Source organism: Belnapia sp. (assembly GCF_059504005.1).
Genome location: NZ_JCACHU010000048.1, coordinates 152372 through 169765, shown reverse-complemented (window position 1 = coordinate 169765; position 17394 = coordinate 152372). Strand labels below are relative to the sequence as shown.

Sequence of the window (17394 nt, the reverse complement as noted above, 5' to 3'; positions counted from 1 at the left end):
CCCGTCGCCAGCAAACCCAAACCCGACAGGCTGCTAGAGCGGTTTCCGTTCGCGTCGGTTCACGGAACCCGCTCCGGCTTGTCGTTTGATCGAGCACATACCGCCGATCAGGTGATTCCACCTGATCGGAGTTGCTCCAGCGCGGTTCCCGTCCGCACCGGCTCACGGAAGCCGCTCCGGCTTGTTCTTCGATCGGGTGAATTCCGGCCGGCTGTTTCCGTCCGATGGGAGCTTGCTCCGGGCGCCCCGCCGCGTCAGGCGGGCGCCGCCTCCGCCCATTTGCCGAGCGCCTGCGCCGCGGCGCGGACGGCGGCGAGGATGTTCTGGTAGCCGGTGCAGCGGCAGAGGTTGGAGGACAGGACGTGGCGCAGCCGCGACTCGTCCACCATCCCCTCCTGCTCGAGCAGCCAGGTCGCCAGCATCAGGAAGCCCGGCGTGCAGAAGCCGCATTGCAGGCCGTGATGCTCCCAGAAGGCTTGCTGCAGGGGGTTGAGGGTGCCGTCCGCGGCGGCGAGGCCTTCAACGGTGCGGACCTCGCGGCCGTCGGCCTGCACGCCGAAATGCAGGCAGGCGCGGATGGCCTCGCCATCGAGCAGCACGGTGCAGGCGCCGCAGATGCCATGCTCGCAGCCGAGATGGGTGCCGGTCAGGCCGCAATCCTCGCGCAGCGTGTCGGCCAGCGTCCGGCGGGGCTCGACGGCGACCGCATGCGGCACGCCGTTCACGGTGAGGCGGATCGGCAGCTTGCTCATCGGGCGTTCCGGATCAGGGCGCGGATGCGGGCAGGCGTCGCCGGCAGCTCGGCGATGTCGACGCCGAAGGGCGAGAGCGCGTCGCTGATCGCGTTGGCGATGGCGGCCGGGGCGCCGATGGCGCCGCCCTCGCCGAGGCCCTTGGCGCCGGTCAGCGTCTCCGGGCTCTCGGTCTCCATGTGGATGATCTCGATATGGGGGATCTCGGCGGCGCTCGGGGGGAGGTAGTCGGCGAGGCTGCCGGTCAGCGGGTTGCCGTCGGGGGCGTAGAGCACCTCCTCCAGCAGGGCGTTGGCGATGCCCTGGGCGACGCCGCCATGCACCTGGCCATCGGCGATCAGCGGGTTCAGCAGCTGTCCGGCATCCTCGACGACGAGGAAGCGGTGGACGCGGACATGGCCGGTCTCGACATCCACCTCCACCTCCGCGACGTGGCAGGCATTGGAGAAGGTGCCGCCCGGGTCGTAGGAGGCGGTCTCGGCCAGGTTGAAGCCGTCGAGGTCGGAGAGCTGCTCGGAGCGCTGGTGGATGCGGCGGGCGACCTCGGTGAGGGGGATGGAGGCCTCGCCGGCCCAGGCGGCGCCGTCGCGGAGGGTGACGGCGTCGGGCTCGGCCTGCAGCAGGCGGGCGGCGGCACGGCGGAGGCGGGTGGCGAGCTTGTCGGCGGCAAGTTGGGTGGCGCCGCCGGCGATGACCGCGCCGCGGCTGGCGAAGCTCCCCCAGCCATAGGGCGTGCGGTCCGTGTCGCCATGGATGACGCGGATGCGGGACGGGTCGAGGCCGAGGCGGTCGGCCGTCACCTGGGCGAGGGCGGTGCGGAGGCCCTGGCCATGGGGCGAGGCACCGATGCGGACCTCCACCTCGCCGGCCGGGGTCATGGCGATGTCGACCACCTCGTAGCCCGGCACGATGCCCATGCCGCGGGCGGCGAAGGCGGGCGTGCCATAGCCGGTGCGCTCGTTGAAGACGGCGAGGCCGAGGCCGAGATAGCGGCCCGCGCGTCTTGCGGCCTCCTGCCGGGCGCGGAAGGCCGGGATGTCGGCGGCCGCCACCGCGCGGTCCAGCGCCTCGACATAGGAGGCCTGGTCGAGGGTGAGGCCGGTCGGCGTCACATGGGGGAATTCGGTGACGAGGTTGCGGCGGCGGAGCGCCACCGGGTCGAGGCCGAGCGCGGCGGCGGCGCGGTCCATCAGCCGCTCCAGCCCGAAGGTGACCACGGGGCGGGAGACGCCGCGATAGGGGGCAGCGGGGCAGGTATGCGTCGCCACCGCCCGGGCACGGGCCGAATAGGTGGGGAGGCGGTAGGGGCCGGGATACTCGGCGAGCGCCATCAGCGGCTCCACACCGCAGGTCGTTGGGTAGCAGGAGAAGGCGCCGGTATTGGCGAGGATGTCGGCCTCCAGCCCCAGCAGCGTGCCGTCGGCGGCGAAGGCGGCGCGGAGGTGGTGGACCTGGTCGCGGCTATGGGCGGAGGCGATCAGGTTCTCGTTGCGGTCCTCGATCCAGCAGAAGCTGCCGCGGTGGCGGCGGGCGAGCCAGACCAGCAGCGGGTATTCCGGGAAGAGGGCCATCTTCTGGCCGAAGCCGCCGCCGACATCGGGGGCGACGACCTGCAGGTCGGCCTCCGCCATGCCGAGCAAGGTGGCGATGCCGGTGCGGAGCATGTGCGGCATCTGGCAGGAGGCGGTGAGGCGGATGCGGCCCGTCGCGCGGTCGAAGGCGGTGAGGCCGGCGCGGGCCTCCATCGGCGTCGCGTTCTGGCGGCCGGAGCGGAGGGTGAATTCGACGATCCGGTCGGCGCGGGCGAAGGCGGCCTCGCAGTCCGGGTGGCGGATGGTGCCGTCCACCACGACGTTGCCCGGGGCCTCCGCGTGCAGGGTGGGGGCGCCGGGGCGCAGCGCATCCTCGATGGTGACGAGGGCGTCCTCGGGCTCGATCTCGAGCAGGGCGGCCTCGGCGATGTCCTCGGCGAGTTCGGGCGTGGCGGCGACCACGGCGGCGACGGGCTGGCCGACGAAATGCACGCGCTCCCGCGGCAGCACGGGCTGGCTGATGGCGCGGTAGTTGAAGCGGAACAGCTCCGGCCGGATGGCGCCGACGCCCTCGAGATCGGCGCCGGTGACGAGCAGGGCGCCGGGCGGCAGGTCCGGCGCGGCGATCGAGAGGATGCGGCCGGCGGCGAAGGGGCTGCGGATGAAGCGCACGGCGCGGGTGCCGGCGGCCAGGTCGGCGGTGAAGGCGCCCTCGCCGCGGAGCAGGGCGGGATCCTCCGTGCGGGGCAGGCGGCGGCCAGTCCAGTTCATGCGGCGAGCGAGCCTTCCAGGGCACGGCGGGTCATGGCGCGGACCAGGTCGCGGCGGTAGTCGGCGGGGACCTGGGCATCCTCGGTCGGCTCGAAGCCCTCGGCGGCGAGGGCGGCGGCGGCGCGGAGGCGGTCGGGCGTCGGCGGGGCGCCGAGCAGGGAGGCGGCGGCGGGCCCGGCCAGGACCGGCGTGCCGGCGACGCCGCCGAGGGCGATGCGGGCCTCGGCGACGGCACCTGCGGCATCGAGGCGTAGGGCGGTCACCGCCATGGCGAGGGCGAAGTCCCCGGCGCGGCGGTTGAACTCGGCGAAGCCGCAGCGCCAGTCGGGGCCGAGCAGGGGCAGGCTCGCCTCGGCCAGCAGCTCATCGGGGCCGAGGGCGGTGGTGAAGACGGCCTGGAACCAGTCGGCGGCGGCGACCCGCCGCTCGCCGCCCTCGCGCAGCACCCGCATCTCGGCACCCAGCGCGAGGGCGATGCAGCACCATTCGGAGGCCGGGTCGGCATGGGCGAGGCTGCCGCAGAAGGTGCCGCGGGTGCGGATCGGCGCATGGGCGATGTGCTCCGCCGCCCGCGCCAGGAGCTGGCCGGTCGGGCCGGGCGCCACCGGGCGCTCGAAGCGGGCATGGCGGGCCAGCGCCCCGATGCGGAGCCGTGCGCCCTCGGCGCGGCAGTAGTCCAGCTCCGCGAGGCGGTTGATGTCGACCAGCCTCGCCGGCCGCGCCATGCGGAAGGCCATGGTCGGCACCAGGCTCTGGCCGCCGGCAAGGATCTTGCCCTCCTCCCCATGCCGGGCCAGCAGCGCCAGGGCCTCCGCCTGGCTGCACGGCGCGTGGTAGTCGAAGGGCGGGCATTTCATGCGGGCGAGGGTAGGGGCGGCGGTTCCGCAGGCGCAAGGGCCGTCAGCCCCCGCCGCAGGGGGTCCGGCGAAGGCCGCGGGGGGCGGCAGCCTCCGGGGCCTCCACCAGGGTCAGCAGGCAGGCGCCGTAGAGGGCGGTGAAGCGCCAGTCGGTGCCGCCGGCATGGCCGCGGATGGGGGCGGGCTGCGGGCCGGAGGGCCAGAGGGCCAGCACGGGCGCGCGGCGGCTGCGGGATGCATCCTCGAGCAGCCTGGCACGGGCCTCGGGGTCCGGGTCGAAGTCGTCGCCCTCGAAGACGGCGACGGCAAGGCGTGGCCCGCCTGCCGGGAGGCCGGCAAGCAGCCGCCGGAAATCCTCGAGGCCGGAGACGAGGCTGTTGGCGCGGCTCGCCTCGCCATGGGCGGCGGGGGCGGTGGCGATCACCGCGTCGACGAACTCCGGCCGGGCGCTCGCGGCCATGATCGCCTGCCAGCCGCCGCGGGACTGGCCGCCGAGCAGGATGTGGCGGTAGCCGGCGGCGCGCACCGCCTGCAGCCCGCCGACCAGCCGGGGCAGGCTGGTGTAGAGCGCGTCCTCGGCCGGGTTGCGGTCGAAGCGGAGGATGTCCCAGCCGGCATCGTTGAGGATGGAGACGAAGCCGGGCGTCGGGGCGCTGCGGTTGTCGCGCTCCGGGCCGCCATAGCCGTGCGACCAGATGACGACGCCGCGCGCCGCCTGCGGGCCGCGGCGGAGCAGCATCGGCGCCCAGCGGAAGGGGCCGAGGCTGCCCTGCACCAGCGGCACGGAGGGGCCGTCGGCCAGGCCCGCATCGCGGGCGAGGATGCGGCATTCCGCCTCGATCGGGCCGAGGGTGCGGCGGCAATTGGCGAGGGCGGCGGCCTCGGCGAGGTCGGGCCGCGCGGCACTGCCGGCGAAGCCCCAGGCGGAGCGGCCGGAGGCCTCGCGCGCCACGGCAAAGGCCGCATGGCCCATCAGCCCGCGATAAACCAGGGTGAAGCTGCTGGCGAGGCCGACCGAGGGCCCCGGCGCACCGAGCGCGGCGACGGAGAAGATGCTGCGGTATTGCTCCTCGAGCGGCTGGGCGCGCAGCGGATGCGCAAGGCCGAGCAGCAGGATCAGGAGCAGGCGGAAGCGCATCAGCGGTCCATGCGAAGGGGCACCCCCTATGTGAGGCTGCCGTCTCGCATAAGCAACGGCAGCGATGGCCGCATGCCCTTCCCTAATGGCGGAGGCCAGCCTATTCCCTGTGTCCACTCAGTCCTTTGGTCCCCAATGAGCGATACCCCGCAACCCGACACCCGCTACGACTTCGCCGCCGCCGAGCCGCGCTGGCAGGAGGAATGGAACCGCCGGCAATGCTTCGCCGTGCCGGACGTGCCGGATGGCAACCGGGCGAAATACTACGTCCTCGAGATGTTCCCCTATCCCAGCGGCAAGATCCATATGGGGCATGTGCGCAACTACACGCTCGGCGACGTGGTGGCGCGCTACAAGCGGGCGCGCGGCCACCAGGTGATGCACCCGATGGGCTGGGACGCCTTCGGCCTGCCGGCGGAGAATGCGGCGCGGGAGCGGGGCATCCATCCGGGCAAGTGGACCTACGACAACATCGCCAACATGCGCGCCGAGCTGAAGCGCATGGGCCTCTCGCTCGACTGGTCGCGGGAATTCGCCACCTGCGATGTCGAGTATTACGGGCAGCAGCAGGCGCTCTTTCTCGACTTCTGGCAGGCGGGGCTGGTCGAGCGGAAGCAGGCCTGGGTCAACTGGGACCCGGTGGACGGTACCGTGCTCGCCAATGAGCAGGTGATCGACGGGCGGGGCTGGCGCAGCGGGGCGCTGGTGGAGAAGAAGCAGCTCAGCCAGTGGTTCTTCCGCATCACGCAATTCGCGCCGGAGTTGCTGGAGGCGCTGCAGGGGCTGGAGCGCTGGCCGGACCGGGTGAAGACCATGCAGGCCAACTGGATCGGCCGCAGCGAGGGGGCGCGGGTGCGCTTCCGCCTGGCGGAGCCGCAGGCGGGCCTTGAGGAGGTGGAGGTCTTCACCACGCGGCCGGACACGCTGTTCGGCATGAGCTTCCTGGCCGTGGCCGCTGAGCATCCGCTGGCCGCGGCCGCCGCCGCGAAGGACCCGGCGGCGGCGGAGTTCGTCGCCGAATGCCGGCGCATGGGGACGAGCGAGGTGGCGATCGAGCAGGCGGAGAAGCGCGGCTTCGACACCGGCTTCCGGGTGGCGCATCCCTTCCTCGACGGCGTCAGCTTTCCCGTCTGGATCGCCAATTTCGTGCTGATGGAATACGGCACGGGCGCGATCTTCGGCTGCCCGGGGCATGACGAGCGGGACTTCGAATTCGCCAGGAAGTACGGGCTGGAGATCAAGCCGGTGGTGCTGCCGCCGGGGGCGGATGCCGCGAGCTTCGCGCTCGGGGATGCGGCCTATACGGGCGACGGGGCGATCTTCAACTCGGGCTTCCTCGACGGGCTCGACGTGCCGGCGGCGAAGCGGCGGGCGATCGAGGCGCTGGAGGAGCGCGGGCAGGGCACGGGCGTCGTCAACTGGCGCCTCAGGGACTGGGGCGTGTCGCGGCAGCGCTACTGGGGCTGCCCGATCCCGGTGATCCATTGCGAGGCCTGCGGCGTGGTGCCGGTGCGGAAATCCGACCTGCCGGTGCGGCTGCCGGACGACGTGGACTTCTCGCGGCCGGGCAATCCGCTGGACCATCACCCAAGCTGGACGCATGTCGACTGCCCGCGCTGCGGCAAGGCTGCACGGCGGGAGACGGATACCTTCGACACCTTCGTCGACAGCAGCTGGTACTTCGCGCGCTTCTGCTCGCCGCAGGCCGCCGAGCCGGTGGTGCGCGAGGCGGTCGATGCCTGGCTGCCGGTCGACCAGTATATCGGCGGGATCGAGCATGCGATCCTGCACCTGCTCTACAGCCGGTTCTTCACGCGGGGCATGCGGGAGACCGGGCATCTCGAGGTGCGGGAGCCCTTCGCCGGGCTCTTCACCCAGGGGATGGTGACGCATGAGAGCTACAAGTCGGCCGACGGGCGCTGGCTCTACCCGGAGGAGGTGGAGTTCAGCCTGGCCGCCGACGGCACGCGCTCCGCACGGCTGAAGGACGGCAACACGCCGGTCGTCATCGGGCGCGTCGAGGCGATGTCGAAGTCGAAGCGCAACACCGTCGACCCGGGGGCCATCATCGGCCGCTACGGGGCGGATACGGCGCGCTGGTTCATCCTCAGCGACAACCCGCCGGAGCGGGACATGGAGTGGACGGAGAGCGGCGTGGCGGGGGCGTACCGCTTCACGCAGCGGCTCTACCGGCTGGTGGCGGGCGCGCTCGGCGAGCTGCCGCCGCCTGGGACCTCGCCGGAGGCGGCAGAGGGCGCGGGGCGGAAGCTGCGGCAGGCGACGCACCGGACCATCGCCTCGGTGACCGAGGCGCTGGAGGGCTTTGCCTTCAACGTCGCCGTGGCGCGGATCCATGAATTCGCCAATGCGGTGAGCGATGCCGGGGCAGTGCCGGGTGTGGTGCGGCGCGAGGCGCTGGAGGCGCTGGTGCGGCTCTCCGGGCCGATGATGCCGCATCTGGCGGAGGAGCTCTGGGCGATGCTGCGGCCGGGCGAGCAGGCGCTGGTCGCCGACCTTCCCTGGCTGGAGGCCGACCCCGCGCTGCTGAAGGCGGAGACGCTGACGCTGGCCGTGCAGGTCCTCGGCAAGCTGCGCGCAACGATCGAGGTGCCCGCCGAGGCCGATGAGGCTATGATCTTCGCCCTGGCCGAGGCCGAGGAGAACGTGCAGCGTTCCATCGCCGGCCGCCCCATCCGGAAGCGCATCCATGTCGCGGGACGTGTCGTCAATTTCGTGGTCTAGGCGCGGGCTGCTCGGGGGGCTGCTGGGCCTCTCGGCCTGTGGCTTTCGTCCGCTCTACGGGCCGATCACGGCCGAGGACGGCAGCGAGGCGGGGCTCGAGGCGGAGCTTGCCGCGGTGCGCATCGGGCCGCTCTACGAGCGGACGGGCCAGCTGCTGCGGCGGAGCCTGCAGCGGCGGATGGAGGAGAGCGTGCCGGGAACGCCGGCGCGCTACCTGCTGAATGTCAGTGTCGACCTTGGGGCGGAGGTGCTGGGCTACCGGCAGGACGGCACGCCGACGCGCATCCGCTTCACCCTCAGCGGCAGCTGGAACCTGAACACCCTGGCCGCCTCGCCGCAGCGGATCGCCGCCTCGGGCATCCCGTACCGGAACATCGACTCTTTCAACATCCCGGACCTGCAATTCTTCTCGGCCGACACCTCGCGCGATGCGGCGCTGGTGCGGCTGATGGACGACCTATCCGAGGAGGTGACGCGGCAGGTGGCGATGGCGCTGCGCCGGCAGAGGGAGCAGCGGGCAACGGGCTGATGGCGAAGCTCGATGCAAGGCGGGTCCCGGCTTTCCTGGCCGATCCCGGTGCCTGCCGGGTGGTGCTGCTGCATGGCGACGACCCGGGGCTGATCCGCGAGAGGGCGGAGGCGCTGGTGCGGCAGGTCACCGAGGGCGATGCGCTGCGGCTGGTAGAGCTCGGGCGGGAGGCGCTGCGGAGCCCGGGGCAGCTGGCCATGGAGGCTGCAAGCTCGCCCCTGACAGGCGGGCGATGCCTCGTCCGCGTCCGGGAGATCGGCGATGGGGCGGCGCCGGTGGCGGCGGCCAAGGCGGCGCTGGCGGGGCCCGGCCCGGGGCTCGTCGTGCTGGAGGCGCCGGAGCTCAGGACCGGCAGCGCGCTCTACAAGGCGGTGGAGGGGGCCGCGCAGGGCGCGGTGATCGCCTGCTACCGGGAGCGGGGGGCGGAGCTTACCGCCTCGATCGGGCAGATCCTGCGGGACCTCGGCGTCTCGGCCGAGCCGGCGGCCGTTGAATGGATGGCGCAGCGGCTGGGCGAGGACCGGATGCTGCTGCGGCGCGAGCTGGAGAAGCTGGCGCTCTTCGTCGGCGCGGGCGGGCGGGTGACGCCGGAGGACGTGCTGGCCTGCATCGCCGAGGGGTCCGCGCTCGACCTCGAGGAGGCGCTGATGGCGGCCATGGCGGGGGAGGTGGCGGTGGCCGACCGGGCGCTCGGCACGGCCTTCGCCGAGGGGGCGAATGCGGTGCAGGTGGTCCGCGCCGCGCTCCGGCACGTACAGCGGCTGCATCTGGCCGCGCTGGCCGTGGCCGGCGGGGCGGCGGCCTCGGCGGCGGTGGAGGGGCTGAGGCCGCCGGTCTTCTTCCGCCACAAGCCGGCCTTCGAGCGGGCGCTGCGGCTGTGGCGGCCGGAAGCGCTGGACGCGGCAGGGACGGCGCTGCTCGAGGCCGAGCGGCGAACGAAGACCACCGGCATCCCGGGCGAGGTGGTCGCGCGGAATGCCATCACCGGCCTGGCGCGGCAGGCGGCAGCAAGGCGCTGATCAGCCGCCCTGCAGAAGGCGGATGACGCCGTCGAGCTGGTCGAGGTCGCGGTAGGCGATCGTCACCTGGCCGCCGCGACCGCTGCTGCGGATGCTGATGCGGAGGCCAAGGCGCTCCGACAGCTCGCGCTCCAGGGCGGCGACTTCGGGTTCCGCACGGGCGGGGCGTTCCGCCGGGTCCCGCGGCTTGGCGGCGGCCAGGGCTTCGGCCTGGCGGACATTGAGGCCACGATCGACAATTTGCAGGGCGAGGCCGATGGGGTCGGGGGCGGTCAGCAGGGCGCGGGCATGGCCGGCGGTGAGGGCGCCGTCGCGCAGCAGCTCCCGCACCCGGTCGGGCAGGGCGAGCAGGCGCAGCGTGTTGGCGACATGGCTGCGGCTCTTGCCGACGGCCTGGCCGAGCTTGTCCTGGGTGAGGCCGAACTCCTCCAGCAGGCGGCGATAACCGTCGGCCTCCTCCAGGGCGTTGAGATCCTGGCGTTGCAGGTTCTCGACCAGGCCGGCGGCCATGGCCTCGCGGTCGCTGAGGTCACGGATGACGACGGGAACCTCATGCAGGGGCACGAGCTGGGCTGCGCGCCAGCGGCGCTCGCCGCCGATGATCTGGTACTGGCCGGCCTGGCCCGGCTTCTCGCGGACGAGGATGGGCTGGAGGACGCCGTGCTCGCGCATGCTCTCCGCCAGCTCCTGCAGGGCGGCGGGCTCGATGGGGCCGCGAGGCTGGAAGGGGCCCGGCTCCAGAAGCTCGATGGGCAGGGTGCGGAGGGCGTCGCTGATGGCGGGTGCGGCGGCGGGCGCATCGCCGAGCAACGCGGAGAGGCCGCGGCCGAGGCGGGGGGACTTCATGGCAGCGTCCCGTCGCGGCGGCGGAATTCGACGGCGAGGGCGGCATAGGCCTGGGCGCCGGGCGAGCGCGGATCGTAGAGGCTGACCGGCAGGCCGTGCGAGGGCGCCTCGGTGATGCGGATGTTCCGTGGGATCACGGTCTCGAACACCTTGTCCTTGAAGAAGCCGCGGACGTCCTGCGCGACCAGCTCCGAGAGGTTGTTGCGGCGGTCATACATGGTCAGCACGATGCCCTCGAGGGCGAGGGAAGGGTTCAGCGCGCGACGGACCCGGTCGATGGTCTTGGTGATCTGGCTGACGCCTTCCAGGGCGAAGAACTCGGTCTGCAGGGGCACGAGGACGCCATGGGCGGCGACCAGGGCATTCAGCGTCAGCAGGCCGAGCGAGGGCGGGCAATCGAAGAAGATGTAGTCGAAGGCGCCGGTGAGCTCGGGGGCGGTGGTGAGGATGTGACGGAGGCGGCGCTCCCGGTCATCGAAGCCCACAAGCTCCACCTCCGCGCCGGCGAGGTCGCCATCGGCGGGAATGAGGGTCAGGTTGGGGACGGCGGTGGGGCGCAGCACCTCCGCGAGGGGCTTGTCCTCGATCATCAGCGCATAGGTGCCGGCGCCGCGGGCGCTGCGGTCGATGCCGAGGCCGGTGGAGGCGTTGCCCTGCGGGTCGAGATCGACCAGCAGCACGCGGCTTCCGGCGGCCAGGGCGGTGGCGAGGTTGATAGCGGTGGTGGTCTTGCCGACGCCACCCTTCTGGTTGGCAAAGGCGATGACGCGCGGGGCGGCGCGGTCAGGCTTGGGCGCTGACAGGGCGGATCTCACTGAGCCGGAGGATGGCGGAATCGGGGTCGGTGCGGCTTGGGAACCGCTCGACGCGCATAGTCCAGGCGGAGGCGGCGGCCGTCAATTCCTCCGTGGCCGTGCGGCCCTTCGGGAACAGGGCGATGCCCCGGGAGGCGAGAAGGCGGTGGGCGTAGCTCAGCAGAGCGGGGAGTGGGGCGAGGGCGCGAGCGGTGATGACGGCGGCCGGGGGCAGGCGGGCAGCTTCGATGCGGGTCGGGTGGATGGTGACGCTCGAAAGGCCAAGGGTACGGGTGGCTTCCTGCAGGAAGGCAGACTTGCGGCGGTCGGACTCGACGAGGTGGGTTTCGCGGCCGCCCAGCAGGGCGAGGACAAGGCCCGGAAAGCCGGCGCCGGAGCCGAGATCGACGAGGGGGCCAGGCGCGTCGGGAAGCAGGGGGGCAAGCTGGGCGGAGTCGAGAATGTGCCGTGTCCAAAGCGTGTCATCATCGGCCCTGGCGACGAGGTTGATGCGGGCATTCCAGCGGAGCAGAAGCGCAAGATAGTCCCGCAGGCGGGCCTCTGTTTCACGTGGAACATCCGCCAGCGGGTTGTCGGACTGTTTCACGTGAAACGCGCCTCCGCTCGACGGAGATGGACGGCCAGGGCTGCCAGGGCGGCGGGGGTGACACCAGGGACACGGCCGGCGCCGCCGAGGGTCGCCGGCCGGGAGGCCGCGAGGCGCTGGCGCATCTCGCTGGAAAGACCAGGGACCTGGGTGAAATCGAGAGCGGCAGGAATGGAGAGCGTCTCCTCCCGTTCCAGGATCCGGAGCTGGGCCGATTGACGCTCCAGATAGGGGGCGTAGAGCGCCTGGGCTTCCAGCTCGGCCCTGACCTTCGGCCGCAGCTCCAGCAGCCAAGGAAACACCCGCTCAGTCTCGCTCGACGAGAGCGCGGGCAGGGCCAGTGTCTCCAGCGCCGAGCGCCAGCGGCCATCCTGATTCACCGCGACGCCGGCAGCGGCATATTGCGCCGGCGTCCGCCCATCCAACCGGGCGCGGGCCAGGGCATTGGCAACCTCCGCCTTGAAGAGGGCGTGCTGCGCGGCGCGCTCGGGGCCGACACAGCCCCAGGCGAGGCCGCGATCGGTCAGGCGCAAGCCGGCATTGTCGGCCCGGAGTGCAAGGCGGTACTCGGAACGGGCCGTGAGCATGCGGTAGGGCTCCGTCACACCCTGCAGCACGAGGTCGTCGATCAGCACGCCCGTATAGGCTTCGCCGCGGGTGAGGACGCGGTTCGGCTGGGTGCCCGCGGCACGGCAGGCCGCATTGAGCCCTGCCATCAGGCCCTGGGCTGCCGCTTCCTCATAGCCGGTGGTGCCGTTGATCTGGCCGGCGAGAAACAAGCCGGGCGTCACCCGCAATTCCAGTGTCGGCAGGAGGGAGCGAGGGTCGACAAAATCATACTCGATGGCATAGCCAGGGCGGAGGATGCGCGCGCGCCCGAGGCCGGGGATCGAGGCGATCAGCGCGGCCTGGATATCCTCCGGCAGGCTCGTCGAGATCCCGTTGGGATAGACCGTGTCGTCCTCCAGCCCCTCGGGCTCCAGGAAGATCTGGTGGCGCTGGCGTTCGGCGAAGCGAACCACCTTGTCCTCGATCGAGGGGCAGTAGCGTGGGCCGGTCCCGGCGATGCGGCCGCCATAGACGGCGCTGCGATGCAGGTTGGCGCGGATCAGCGCATGGGTCTCGGGCGTGGTCGCGGTGATCGCACAATCGACCTGGCGGTTGGCGATGCGCTCGGTGAGCCAGGAGAGCGGCTCGGGCGGGTCGTCGCCAGGTTGGGCTTCGAGGCCGGCCCAGTCGATGCTGCGTCCGTCGAGGCGCGGGGGCGTGCCGGTCTTCAGCCGGGCCAGGGGCAGGCCGAGGCGGCGAAGGGTCTCCGCAAGGCCGAGCGACGGCGCCTCGCCGGCGCGGCCGGCGGGGATGCGGCGCTCGCCGATATGGATCTCGCCGCGCAGGAAGGTGCCGGTGGTGATGACGACGGCGGCGGCACCGATGCAGCGGCCGTTGGCCGTCACCACGCCGGTGATGCGGCCGGCAGCGTCGAGGAGAAGGTCATCGGCAGCCTCGGCCAGCAGGTCGAGGCCGGGTGTCGCGCGCAGGAGCGCCTGCATCGCCTCACGGTACAGGCGGCGGTCGGCCTGGGCGCGGGGGCCGCGGACGGCGGGGCCCTTGCTGCGGTTGAGCAGCTTGAAATGGATGCCGGCGGCGTCGGCGGCGCGGGCCATCAGCCCGTCGAGGGCATCGATCTCGCGGACGAGGTGACCTTTCCCGATGCCGCCGATGGCCGGGTTGCATGACATCTCACCGATGGTCTCGAGCCTGTGGGTCAGCAGCAGGGTCTGGGCGCCGCAGCGGGCGGCGGCGGCCGCGGCCTCGCAGCCGGCATGGCCGCCGCCGATCACCACCACATCGCATGTCATGTCGAACATGCGGGGGCGTATAGCACCTCTCAGCCGGGGCCGAAGCCCAAGGCGCGGCGCCACAGGCCCTCGGTGAACCGGGCATCCTCCAGAAGCTCGGCAGGGGCAAGGCCGCTACGGTGCAGCGCCTCCCGGATGCTGGCGAGGGCCGGCTCGTCGAGCACCAGATGGACGCCGGTGGTGATGGCATAGCCGCGGACGCGGCCAAGGCGGGTGGCGACGAGGCTGCCGGGCTCCGCCGCTTCGGCCAGGCCCTCGTCGAGCGTCCAGACCTGGCCGCCGAGCAGCGTGTCCTCCAGCAGCAGGCCGGCTTCGGGGTGGTTGTCCTCGACGCGAAAGACCGACAGCCAGGCATGGCTCAGGGCATTGAGGACAAGCGCGGCCTCGCTCGTCAGCCGGGCATGCTGCCGGGCGATGCGGTCGATGGCGCGGCTGCGCCCAGGCGGGGCCGCGTAGATGGCAAGGTCGATGGCATAGGCCAACTCCTCGTCGCCGACCTGGGCCAGCTCCCGATCCAGCTGCAGGCCGAGGCGGCGGGCCTGCTCGGCCAGCTTGGCGGGCGGGAGGGCGCGGGCTGCCATCTCCAGGAAGCGCTGGCGGGCGGCGGCGTGGCGGGTCCAGGCGGCGCGAAGGTCGTCGTCCATCTTATTTCCCGATGCAGAATTCGCCGAAGACAACGTCCAGCACCGCCTCCACGCCCACCCGGCCGGTGATGCGGCCGATGGCGCGCAGGGCGGCGCGCAGGGCCTCGGCACGGAGTTCGGGGAGAGGAGCGGACGCCAGGGCATCGAGCCAGGCCAGGGCGTCCTGCAGGGCGGCACGATGGCGGGGGCGGGTCAACAAGGTCTCGCCCACGGCGCCTGCGCGGGCCAAGGCCTCCGCTTCCAAGCGGGTGCGGAGGGAAGCGAGGCCCTCGCCGGTGCGGGCGGAGACGGGCAGGCCATCGAGGTCGTGCCAGGAGGGCCCCAGATCGGATTTGCTGAGGACGACCAGCGCATCCGGGCGGCGCCAGGCCAGCGTCTCCGCATCCGGCTCCTCGTCGGCGGCGAAAAGGAGGAGGAGGAAGTCGGCCTCCTCGGCGCGGCGGCGGGCGCGGCGGATGCCCTCCGCCTCGATCTCGTCCGTGGCGTCGCGGAGGCCTGCCGTGTCCGCCAGGGTGACGGGCACGCCGCCAAGGTCGAGCCGCGCCTCCACCACGTCGCGCGTCGTGCCGGCGCGGGCGGAGACGATGGCAGCCTCGCGCCCGGCCAGGGCATTCAGCAGGGAGGACTTGCCGGCATTGGGGGCACCGAGGATGGCGACGTGCAACCCCTCGCGCAGCCGCTCGCCGCGGCCGCCATCGGCAAGATGGGCGGCGATCTCGGCCCGCAGCGCGGCAGCGGCCATGGCGACGGTGTCGCTGAGATCGGCGGGAAGGTCCTCCTCCTCGAATTCGATGAAGGCTTCCTGCCGGGCGAGCAGGGCCGTCAGGCGCTCCGTCCAGCCGCCATAGAGGCTGGCCAGCGCTCCGCCGGCCTGGCGCAGGGCTTGGCGGCGCTGGCCGGCGGTCTCGGCGACGATGAGGTCGGCGATGCCCTCCGCCGCCGTCAGGTCCAGCTTGCCGTGGAGGAAGGCGCGGCGGGTGAACTCGCCGGGCTCCGCGGGGCGGGCGCCTAGGGCGACCAGCGCCTCCGCCACGCCGGCGAGGATGGCGGGGCCACCATGCAGATGGAGCTCGGCGCTGTCCTCGCCCGTATAGCTCGCGGGGCCGGGGAACCAGAGAACCAGCGCCTCGTCCAGCAGCTCGCCCTGGTGGCGGAGGCGGCGGAGGGAGGCGTGGCGCGGCGGCGGCAGGCGGCCGGCCAGGGCTTCCACCACCGCGCCAGTGCCGCGGCCGGAGAGGCGCAGCACCGCCACCGCGGCCCGGCCGGCGCCGGAGGCCAGGGCGAAGATCACATCCTCATGCATCGGTCACGCCTTGGGCGGCGGGATGTCCCTTTCCGTCAGCATCAGGCGGGGGACGCGGCCGCCCTCCTGCAGATGGGCGGCGAGGATCTCGTCGATATCCTCCCGCGTCTCGGGGCGGTACCAGATGCCTTCGGGGTAGATCACCAGCGTCGGGCCGAACTCGCAGCGGTCGAGGCAGCCGGCCTGGTTGATACGGATGCCCGCGAGGCCAAGCTCCTTGGCGCGGGCCTTCATGTAGTCGCGCAGCGCCTCGCTGCCGCGGGCGGCGCAGGAGCCGCGGCGGTGGCCATCGGGGCGGCGGTTGCAGCAGACGAAGACATGCGCCCGGAAGAAGGGCGGCGGGTCGGCGAGTTCGGCCATGGCGGGGGGCTTCCTGGAGGTCGCCCTTCATGTAGCGGTGCCACCCCCTGCCGGCCAGGGCCGTGCTTGACGACGTCCTGTGCCGGGTGTGCCATGATCCCGCCATGCCGCACCTGACCCTGCATACGCCCCTCGGCGAGATCACCGTCTTCGAGGAGGACGGCGCCATCCTGGCCCTCGACTGGGGCCGGGCCCATGGCATCGACAACCCGGCCCCGACGCCGGTGCTGCGCGAGGCCGTGGCGCAGCTGCACGACTATTTCGACGGCAAGCGGGTGCGGTTCGACTTGCCGCTGGCGCCGCAGGGCAGCGCCTTCCGCCGAAGCGTCTGGGCCGCGCTCTGCCGCATCCCGCCGGGGCAGACGCGCAGCTACATCGACATCGCGCGGGAGATCGGCTGCGGCTCGCCGCGGGCGATCGGCCAGGCGAACGGCGCCAACCCCATCCCGATCATCATCCCCTGCCATCGCGTCATCGCCGCCGGCGGAGGGATCGGCGGGTATTCGGGGGATGGGGGGATCGCGGCCAAGCGTTTCCTCCTGGCCCTTGAAGCCCGTGGGGTTTCGCGCGAGGAAGCGGCAGCGCTCCCCCTGTTCCGCCCCTCTCCCGCTGCACCGACGGCGCCGCAAGGAATCCTGCTATGAACCATGCCATCCGCGTCCATGAACATGGCGGCCCCGAGAAGCTGGTCTGGGAGGAGGTGCCGCTGCCCGGCCCGAAGCCGGGCGAGGTACTGGTGCGCCACCATGCGGTGGGGCTGAACTACATCGACGTCTATTTCCGCACCGGCCTCTACAAGGCGCCGAGCATGCCGGTGACGGTCGGCATGGAGGGCGCTGGCGTCGTCGAGGCGGTGGGCGACGGCGTGACCGAGCTCAAGGTCGGCGACCGCGTGGCCTATGCCGGCGCGCTCGGCGCCTATGCGGAGGCGCGCTGCGCCCCGGCGGACCGTCTGGTGAAGATCCCCGAGGGCATCGACTTCACCCAGGCGGCGGCGATGATGCTGCAGGGGATGACGGCGCAGTTCCTCGTCAAGCGCACCTATGCGGTGAAGCCGGGCGACACCATCCTGGTGCATGCGGCGGCCGGCGGCGTCGGCAGCATCCTGGTGCAATGGGCGAAGCATCTGGGCGCCACCGTCATCGGCGTGGTCTCGACGCCGGAGAAGGCGGAGCTCGTCACCTCGCTCGGCGCCGACCATGCTTTGCTGACGAGCGAGAACATCCCCGCGCGCGTCAGGGAGATCACCGGCGGGGCGATGCTGCCGGTCGTCTATGACAGCGTCGGCAAGGACACCTTCACCACCTCGCTCGACTGCCTCCGCCCCTTCGGGCTGATGGTCACCTACGGCAATGCCTCCGGCCCGGTCACGACCGATCTCGGTGTGCTGGCGGCCAAGGGATCGCTCTACGTCACCCGGCCGACGCTCAACACCTACACCGCCAAGCGCGAGGACCTGGTGGCGACGGCACGCGACCTGTTCGAGGTGGTGAAGTCGGGCGGCGTCAGGATCGCCGTCAACCAGACCTACGCGCTGAAGGATGCCGCCGAGGCGCATCGGGCCCTGGAGGGGCGGAAAACGACCGGCAGCACGGTCTTTACGGTCTAGTCTTTCTCAACAGAACTGGCATTGTCCGGAAC

General features: G+C 72.4%; 16 protein-coding genes. 5 read left to right on the top strand and 11 right to left on the bottom strand.

Annotated features, from left to right (window positions below):
• Nucleotides 1-254 precede the first annotated feature (254 nt).
• From AC5JJ1_RS08405 to AC5JJ1_RS08390, 4 genes are read right to left on the bottom strand one after another with little or no spacing between them, the layout of a single operon-like run.
• On the bottom strand, nt 255-752 hold the full coding sequence (locus tag AC5JJ1_RS08405; protein WP_495784660.1) for a (2Fe-2S)-binding protein: 498 nt from the start codon (nt 750-752) through the stop codon (nt 255-257).
• Nucleotides 749-3055, bottom strand: a complete 2307-nt coding sequence (locus AC5JJ1_RS08400; RefSeq protein ID WP_495784659.1) for a xanthine dehydrogenase family protein molybdopterin-binding subunit — start codon at nt 3053-3055, stop codon at nt 749-751. The genes AC5JJ1_RS08405 and AC5JJ1_RS08400 overlap by 4 nt, the downstream gene beginning before the upstream one ends.
• Nucleotides 3052-3912: an FAD binding domain-containing protein gene (locus AC5JJ1_RS08395; RefSeq protein WP_495784658.1), complete on the bottom strand. Its 861-nt coding sequence runs from the start codon at nt 3910-3912 to the stop codon at nt 3052-3054. The genes AC5JJ1_RS08400 and AC5JJ1_RS08395 overlap by 4 nt, the downstream gene beginning before the upstream one ends.
• Before the next feature lie 43 nt (nt 3913-3955).
• Nucleotides 3956-5050 carry an alpha/beta hydrolase gene (locus AC5JJ1_RS08390; protein ID WP_495784657.1) on the bottom strand — a complete coding sequence of 365 codons (1095 nt, stop codon included), beginning with the start codon at nt 5048-5050 and terminating at the stop codon, nt 3956-3958.
• A gap of 135 nt (nt 5051-5185) precedes the next feature.
• Between AC5JJ1_RS08390 and leuS the strand changes: the two genes are divergently transcribed.
• The 3 genes from leuS to holA are packed head-to-tail and all read left to right on the top strand — an operon-like array spanning nt 5186 to nt 9340.
• The gene (leuS, locus tag AC5JJ1_RS08385) at nt 5186-7792 is read left to right on the top strand and encodes a leucine--tRNA ligase (RefSeq protein ID WP_495784656.1); all 2607 of its coding nucleotides are present in this window, start codon (nt 5186-5188) and stop codon (nt 7790-7792) included.
• Nucleotides 7770-8321, top strand: coding sequence for an LPS assembly lipoprotein LptE (gene lptE, locus AC5JJ1_RS08380; protein WP_495784655.1), 552 nt, complete (start codon nt 7770-7772; stop codon nt 8319-8321). Before leuS ends, lptE begins: the two co-directional genes overlap by 23 nt.
• Complete coding sequence (gene holA, locus AC5JJ1_RS08375) at nt 8321-9340, top strand: DNA polymerase III subunit delta (RefSeq protein WP_495784654.1); 1020 nt, start codon at nt 8321-8323, stop codon at nt 9338-9340. The genes lptE and holA overlap by 1 nt, the downstream gene beginning before the upstream one ends.
• On the opposite strand, the gene AC5JJ1_RS08370 is transcribed toward holA, so the two are convergent.
• The 7 genes from AC5JJ1_RS08370 to AC5JJ1_RS08340 are packed head-to-tail and all read right to left on the bottom strand — an operon-like array spanning nt 9341 to nt 15753.
• On the bottom strand, nt 9341-10186 hold the full coding sequence (locus AC5JJ1_RS08370) for a ParB/RepB/Spo0J family partition protein (protein WP_495784653.1): 846 nt from the start codon (nt 10184-10186) through the stop codon (nt 9341-9343).
• The gene (locus AC5JJ1_RS08365; protein ID WP_495784652.1) at nt 10183-11001 is read right to left on the bottom strand and encodes a ParA family protein; all 819 of its coding nucleotides are present in this window, start codon (nt 10999-11001) and stop codon (nt 10183-10185) included. Before AC5JJ1_RS08365 ends, AC5JJ1_RS08370 begins: the two co-directional genes overlap by 4 nt.
• Nucleotides 10970-11587 (bottom strand): 16S rRNA (guanine(527)-N(7))-methyltransferase RsmG, encoded by a 618-nt coding sequence (rsmG, locus tag AC5JJ1_RS08360; protein WP_495784651.1) that lies wholly within the window; start codon nt 11585-11587, stop codon nt 10970-10972. Before rsmG ends, AC5JJ1_RS08365 begins: the two co-directional genes overlap by 32 nt.
• Nucleotides 11584-13455 carry a tRNA uridine-5-carboxymethylaminomethyl(34) synthesis enzyme MnmG gene (gene mnmG, locus AC5JJ1_RS08355; protein ID WP_495784650.1) on the bottom strand — a complete coding sequence of 624 codons (1872 nt, stop codon included), beginning with the start codon at nt 13453-13455 and terminating at the stop codon, nt 11584-11586. Before mnmG ends, rsmG begins: the two co-directional genes overlap by 4 nt.
• 20 nt (nt 13456-13475) lie before the next feature.
• The gene (locus tag AC5JJ1_RS08350; RefSeq protein WP_495784649.1) at nt 13476-14090 is read right to left on the bottom strand and encodes a DUF7986 domain-containing protein; all 615 of its coding nucleotides are present in this window, start codon (nt 14088-14090) and stop codon (nt 13476-13478) included.
• A gap of 1 nt (nt 14091) precedes the next feature.
• Nucleotides 14092-15393 (bottom strand): tRNA uridine-5-carboxymethylaminomethyl(34) synthesis GTPase MnmE, encoded by a 1302-nt coding sequence (mnmE, locus tag AC5JJ1_RS08345; protein ID WP_495784648.1) that lies wholly within the window; start codon nt 15391-15393, stop codon nt 14092-14094.
• A 3-nt stretch (nt 15394-15396) separates the two neighbouring features.
• Nucleotides 15397-15753 carry a (2Fe-2S) ferredoxin domain-containing protein gene (locus tag AC5JJ1_RS08340; protein ID WP_495784647.1) on the bottom strand — a complete coding sequence of 119 codons (357 nt, stop codon included), beginning with the start codon at nt 15751-15753 and terminating at the stop codon, nt 15397-15399.
• A gap of 104 nt (nt 15754-15857) precedes the next feature.
• On the opposite strand from AC5JJ1_RS08340, the gene AC5JJ1_RS08335 reads away from it, so the two are divergent.
• Together AC5JJ1_RS08335 and AC5JJ1_RS08330 are read left to right on the top strand one after the other, a co-directional pair.
• Complete coding sequence (locus AC5JJ1_RS08335) at nt 15858-16397, top strand: methylated-DNA--[protein]-cysteine S-methyltransferase (RefSeq protein ID WP_495784646.1); 540 nt, start codon at nt 15858-15860, stop codon at nt 16395-16397.
• Nucleotides 16394-17362, top strand: a complete 969-nt coding sequence (locus AC5JJ1_RS08330; protein WP_495784645.1) for a quinone oxidoreductase family protein — start codon at nt 16394-16396, stop codon at nt 17360-17362. The genes AC5JJ1_RS08335 and AC5JJ1_RS08330 overlap by 4 nt, the downstream gene beginning before the upstream one ends.
• The last annotated feature ends 32 nt before the right edge of the window (nt 17363-17394 follow it).

Bases quoted from the DNA above. Each gene is read 5' to 3' on its own strand.
- AC5JJ1_RS08405 (WP_495784660.1), bottom strand. From the start codon at position 752: ATGAGCAAGCTGCCGATCCGCCTCACCGTGAACGGCGTGCCGCATGCG.
- AC5JJ1_RS08400 (WP_495784659.1), bottom strand. From the start codon at position 3,055: ATGAACTGGACTGGCCGCCGCCTGCCCCGCACGGAGGATCCCGCCCTG.
- AC5JJ1_RS08395 (WP_495784658.1), bottom strand. From the start codon at position 3,912: ATGAAATGCCCGCCCTTCGACTACCACGCGCCGTGCAGCCAGGCGGAG.
- AC5JJ1_RS08390 (WP_495784657.1), bottom strand. From the start codon at position 5,050: ATGCGCTTCCGCCTGCTCCTGATCCTGCTGCTCGGCCTTGCGCATCCG.
- leuS (WP_495784656.1), top strand. From the start codon at position 5,186: ATGAGCGATACCCCGCAACCCGACACCCGCTACGACTTCGCCGCCGCC.
- holA (WP_495784654.1), top strand. From the start codon at position 8,321: ATGGCGAAGCTCGATGCAAGGCGGGTCCCGGCTTTCCTGGCCGATCCC.
- AC5JJ1_RS08370 (WP_495784653.1), bottom strand. From the start codon at position 10,186: ATGAAGTCCCCCCGCCTCGGCCGCGGCCTCTCCGCGTTGCTCGGCGAT.
- mnmG (WP_495784650.1), bottom strand. From the start codon at position 13,455: ATGTTCGACATGACATGCGATGTGGTGGTGATCGGCGGCGGCCATGCC.
- AC5JJ1_RS08350 (WP_495784649.1), bottom strand. From the start codon at position 14,090: ATGGACGACGACCTTCGCGCCGCCTGGACCCGCCACGCCGCCGCCCGC.
- mnmE (WP_495784648.1), bottom strand. From the start codon at position 15,393: ATGCATGAGGATGTGATCTTCGCCCTGGCCTCCGGCGCCGGCCGGGCC.
- AC5JJ1_RS08340 (WP_495784647.1), bottom strand. From the start codon at position 15,753: ATGGCCGAACTCGCCGACCCGCCGCCCTTCTTCCGGGCGCATGTCTTC.
- AC5JJ1_RS08335 (WP_495784646.1), top strand. From the start codon at position 15,858: ATGCCGCACCTGACCCTGCATACGCCCCTCGGCGAGATCACCGTCTTC.
- AC5JJ1_RS08330 (WP_495784645.1), top strand. From the start codon at position 16,394: ATGAACCATGCCATCCGCGTCCATGAACATGGCGGCCCCGAGAAGCTG.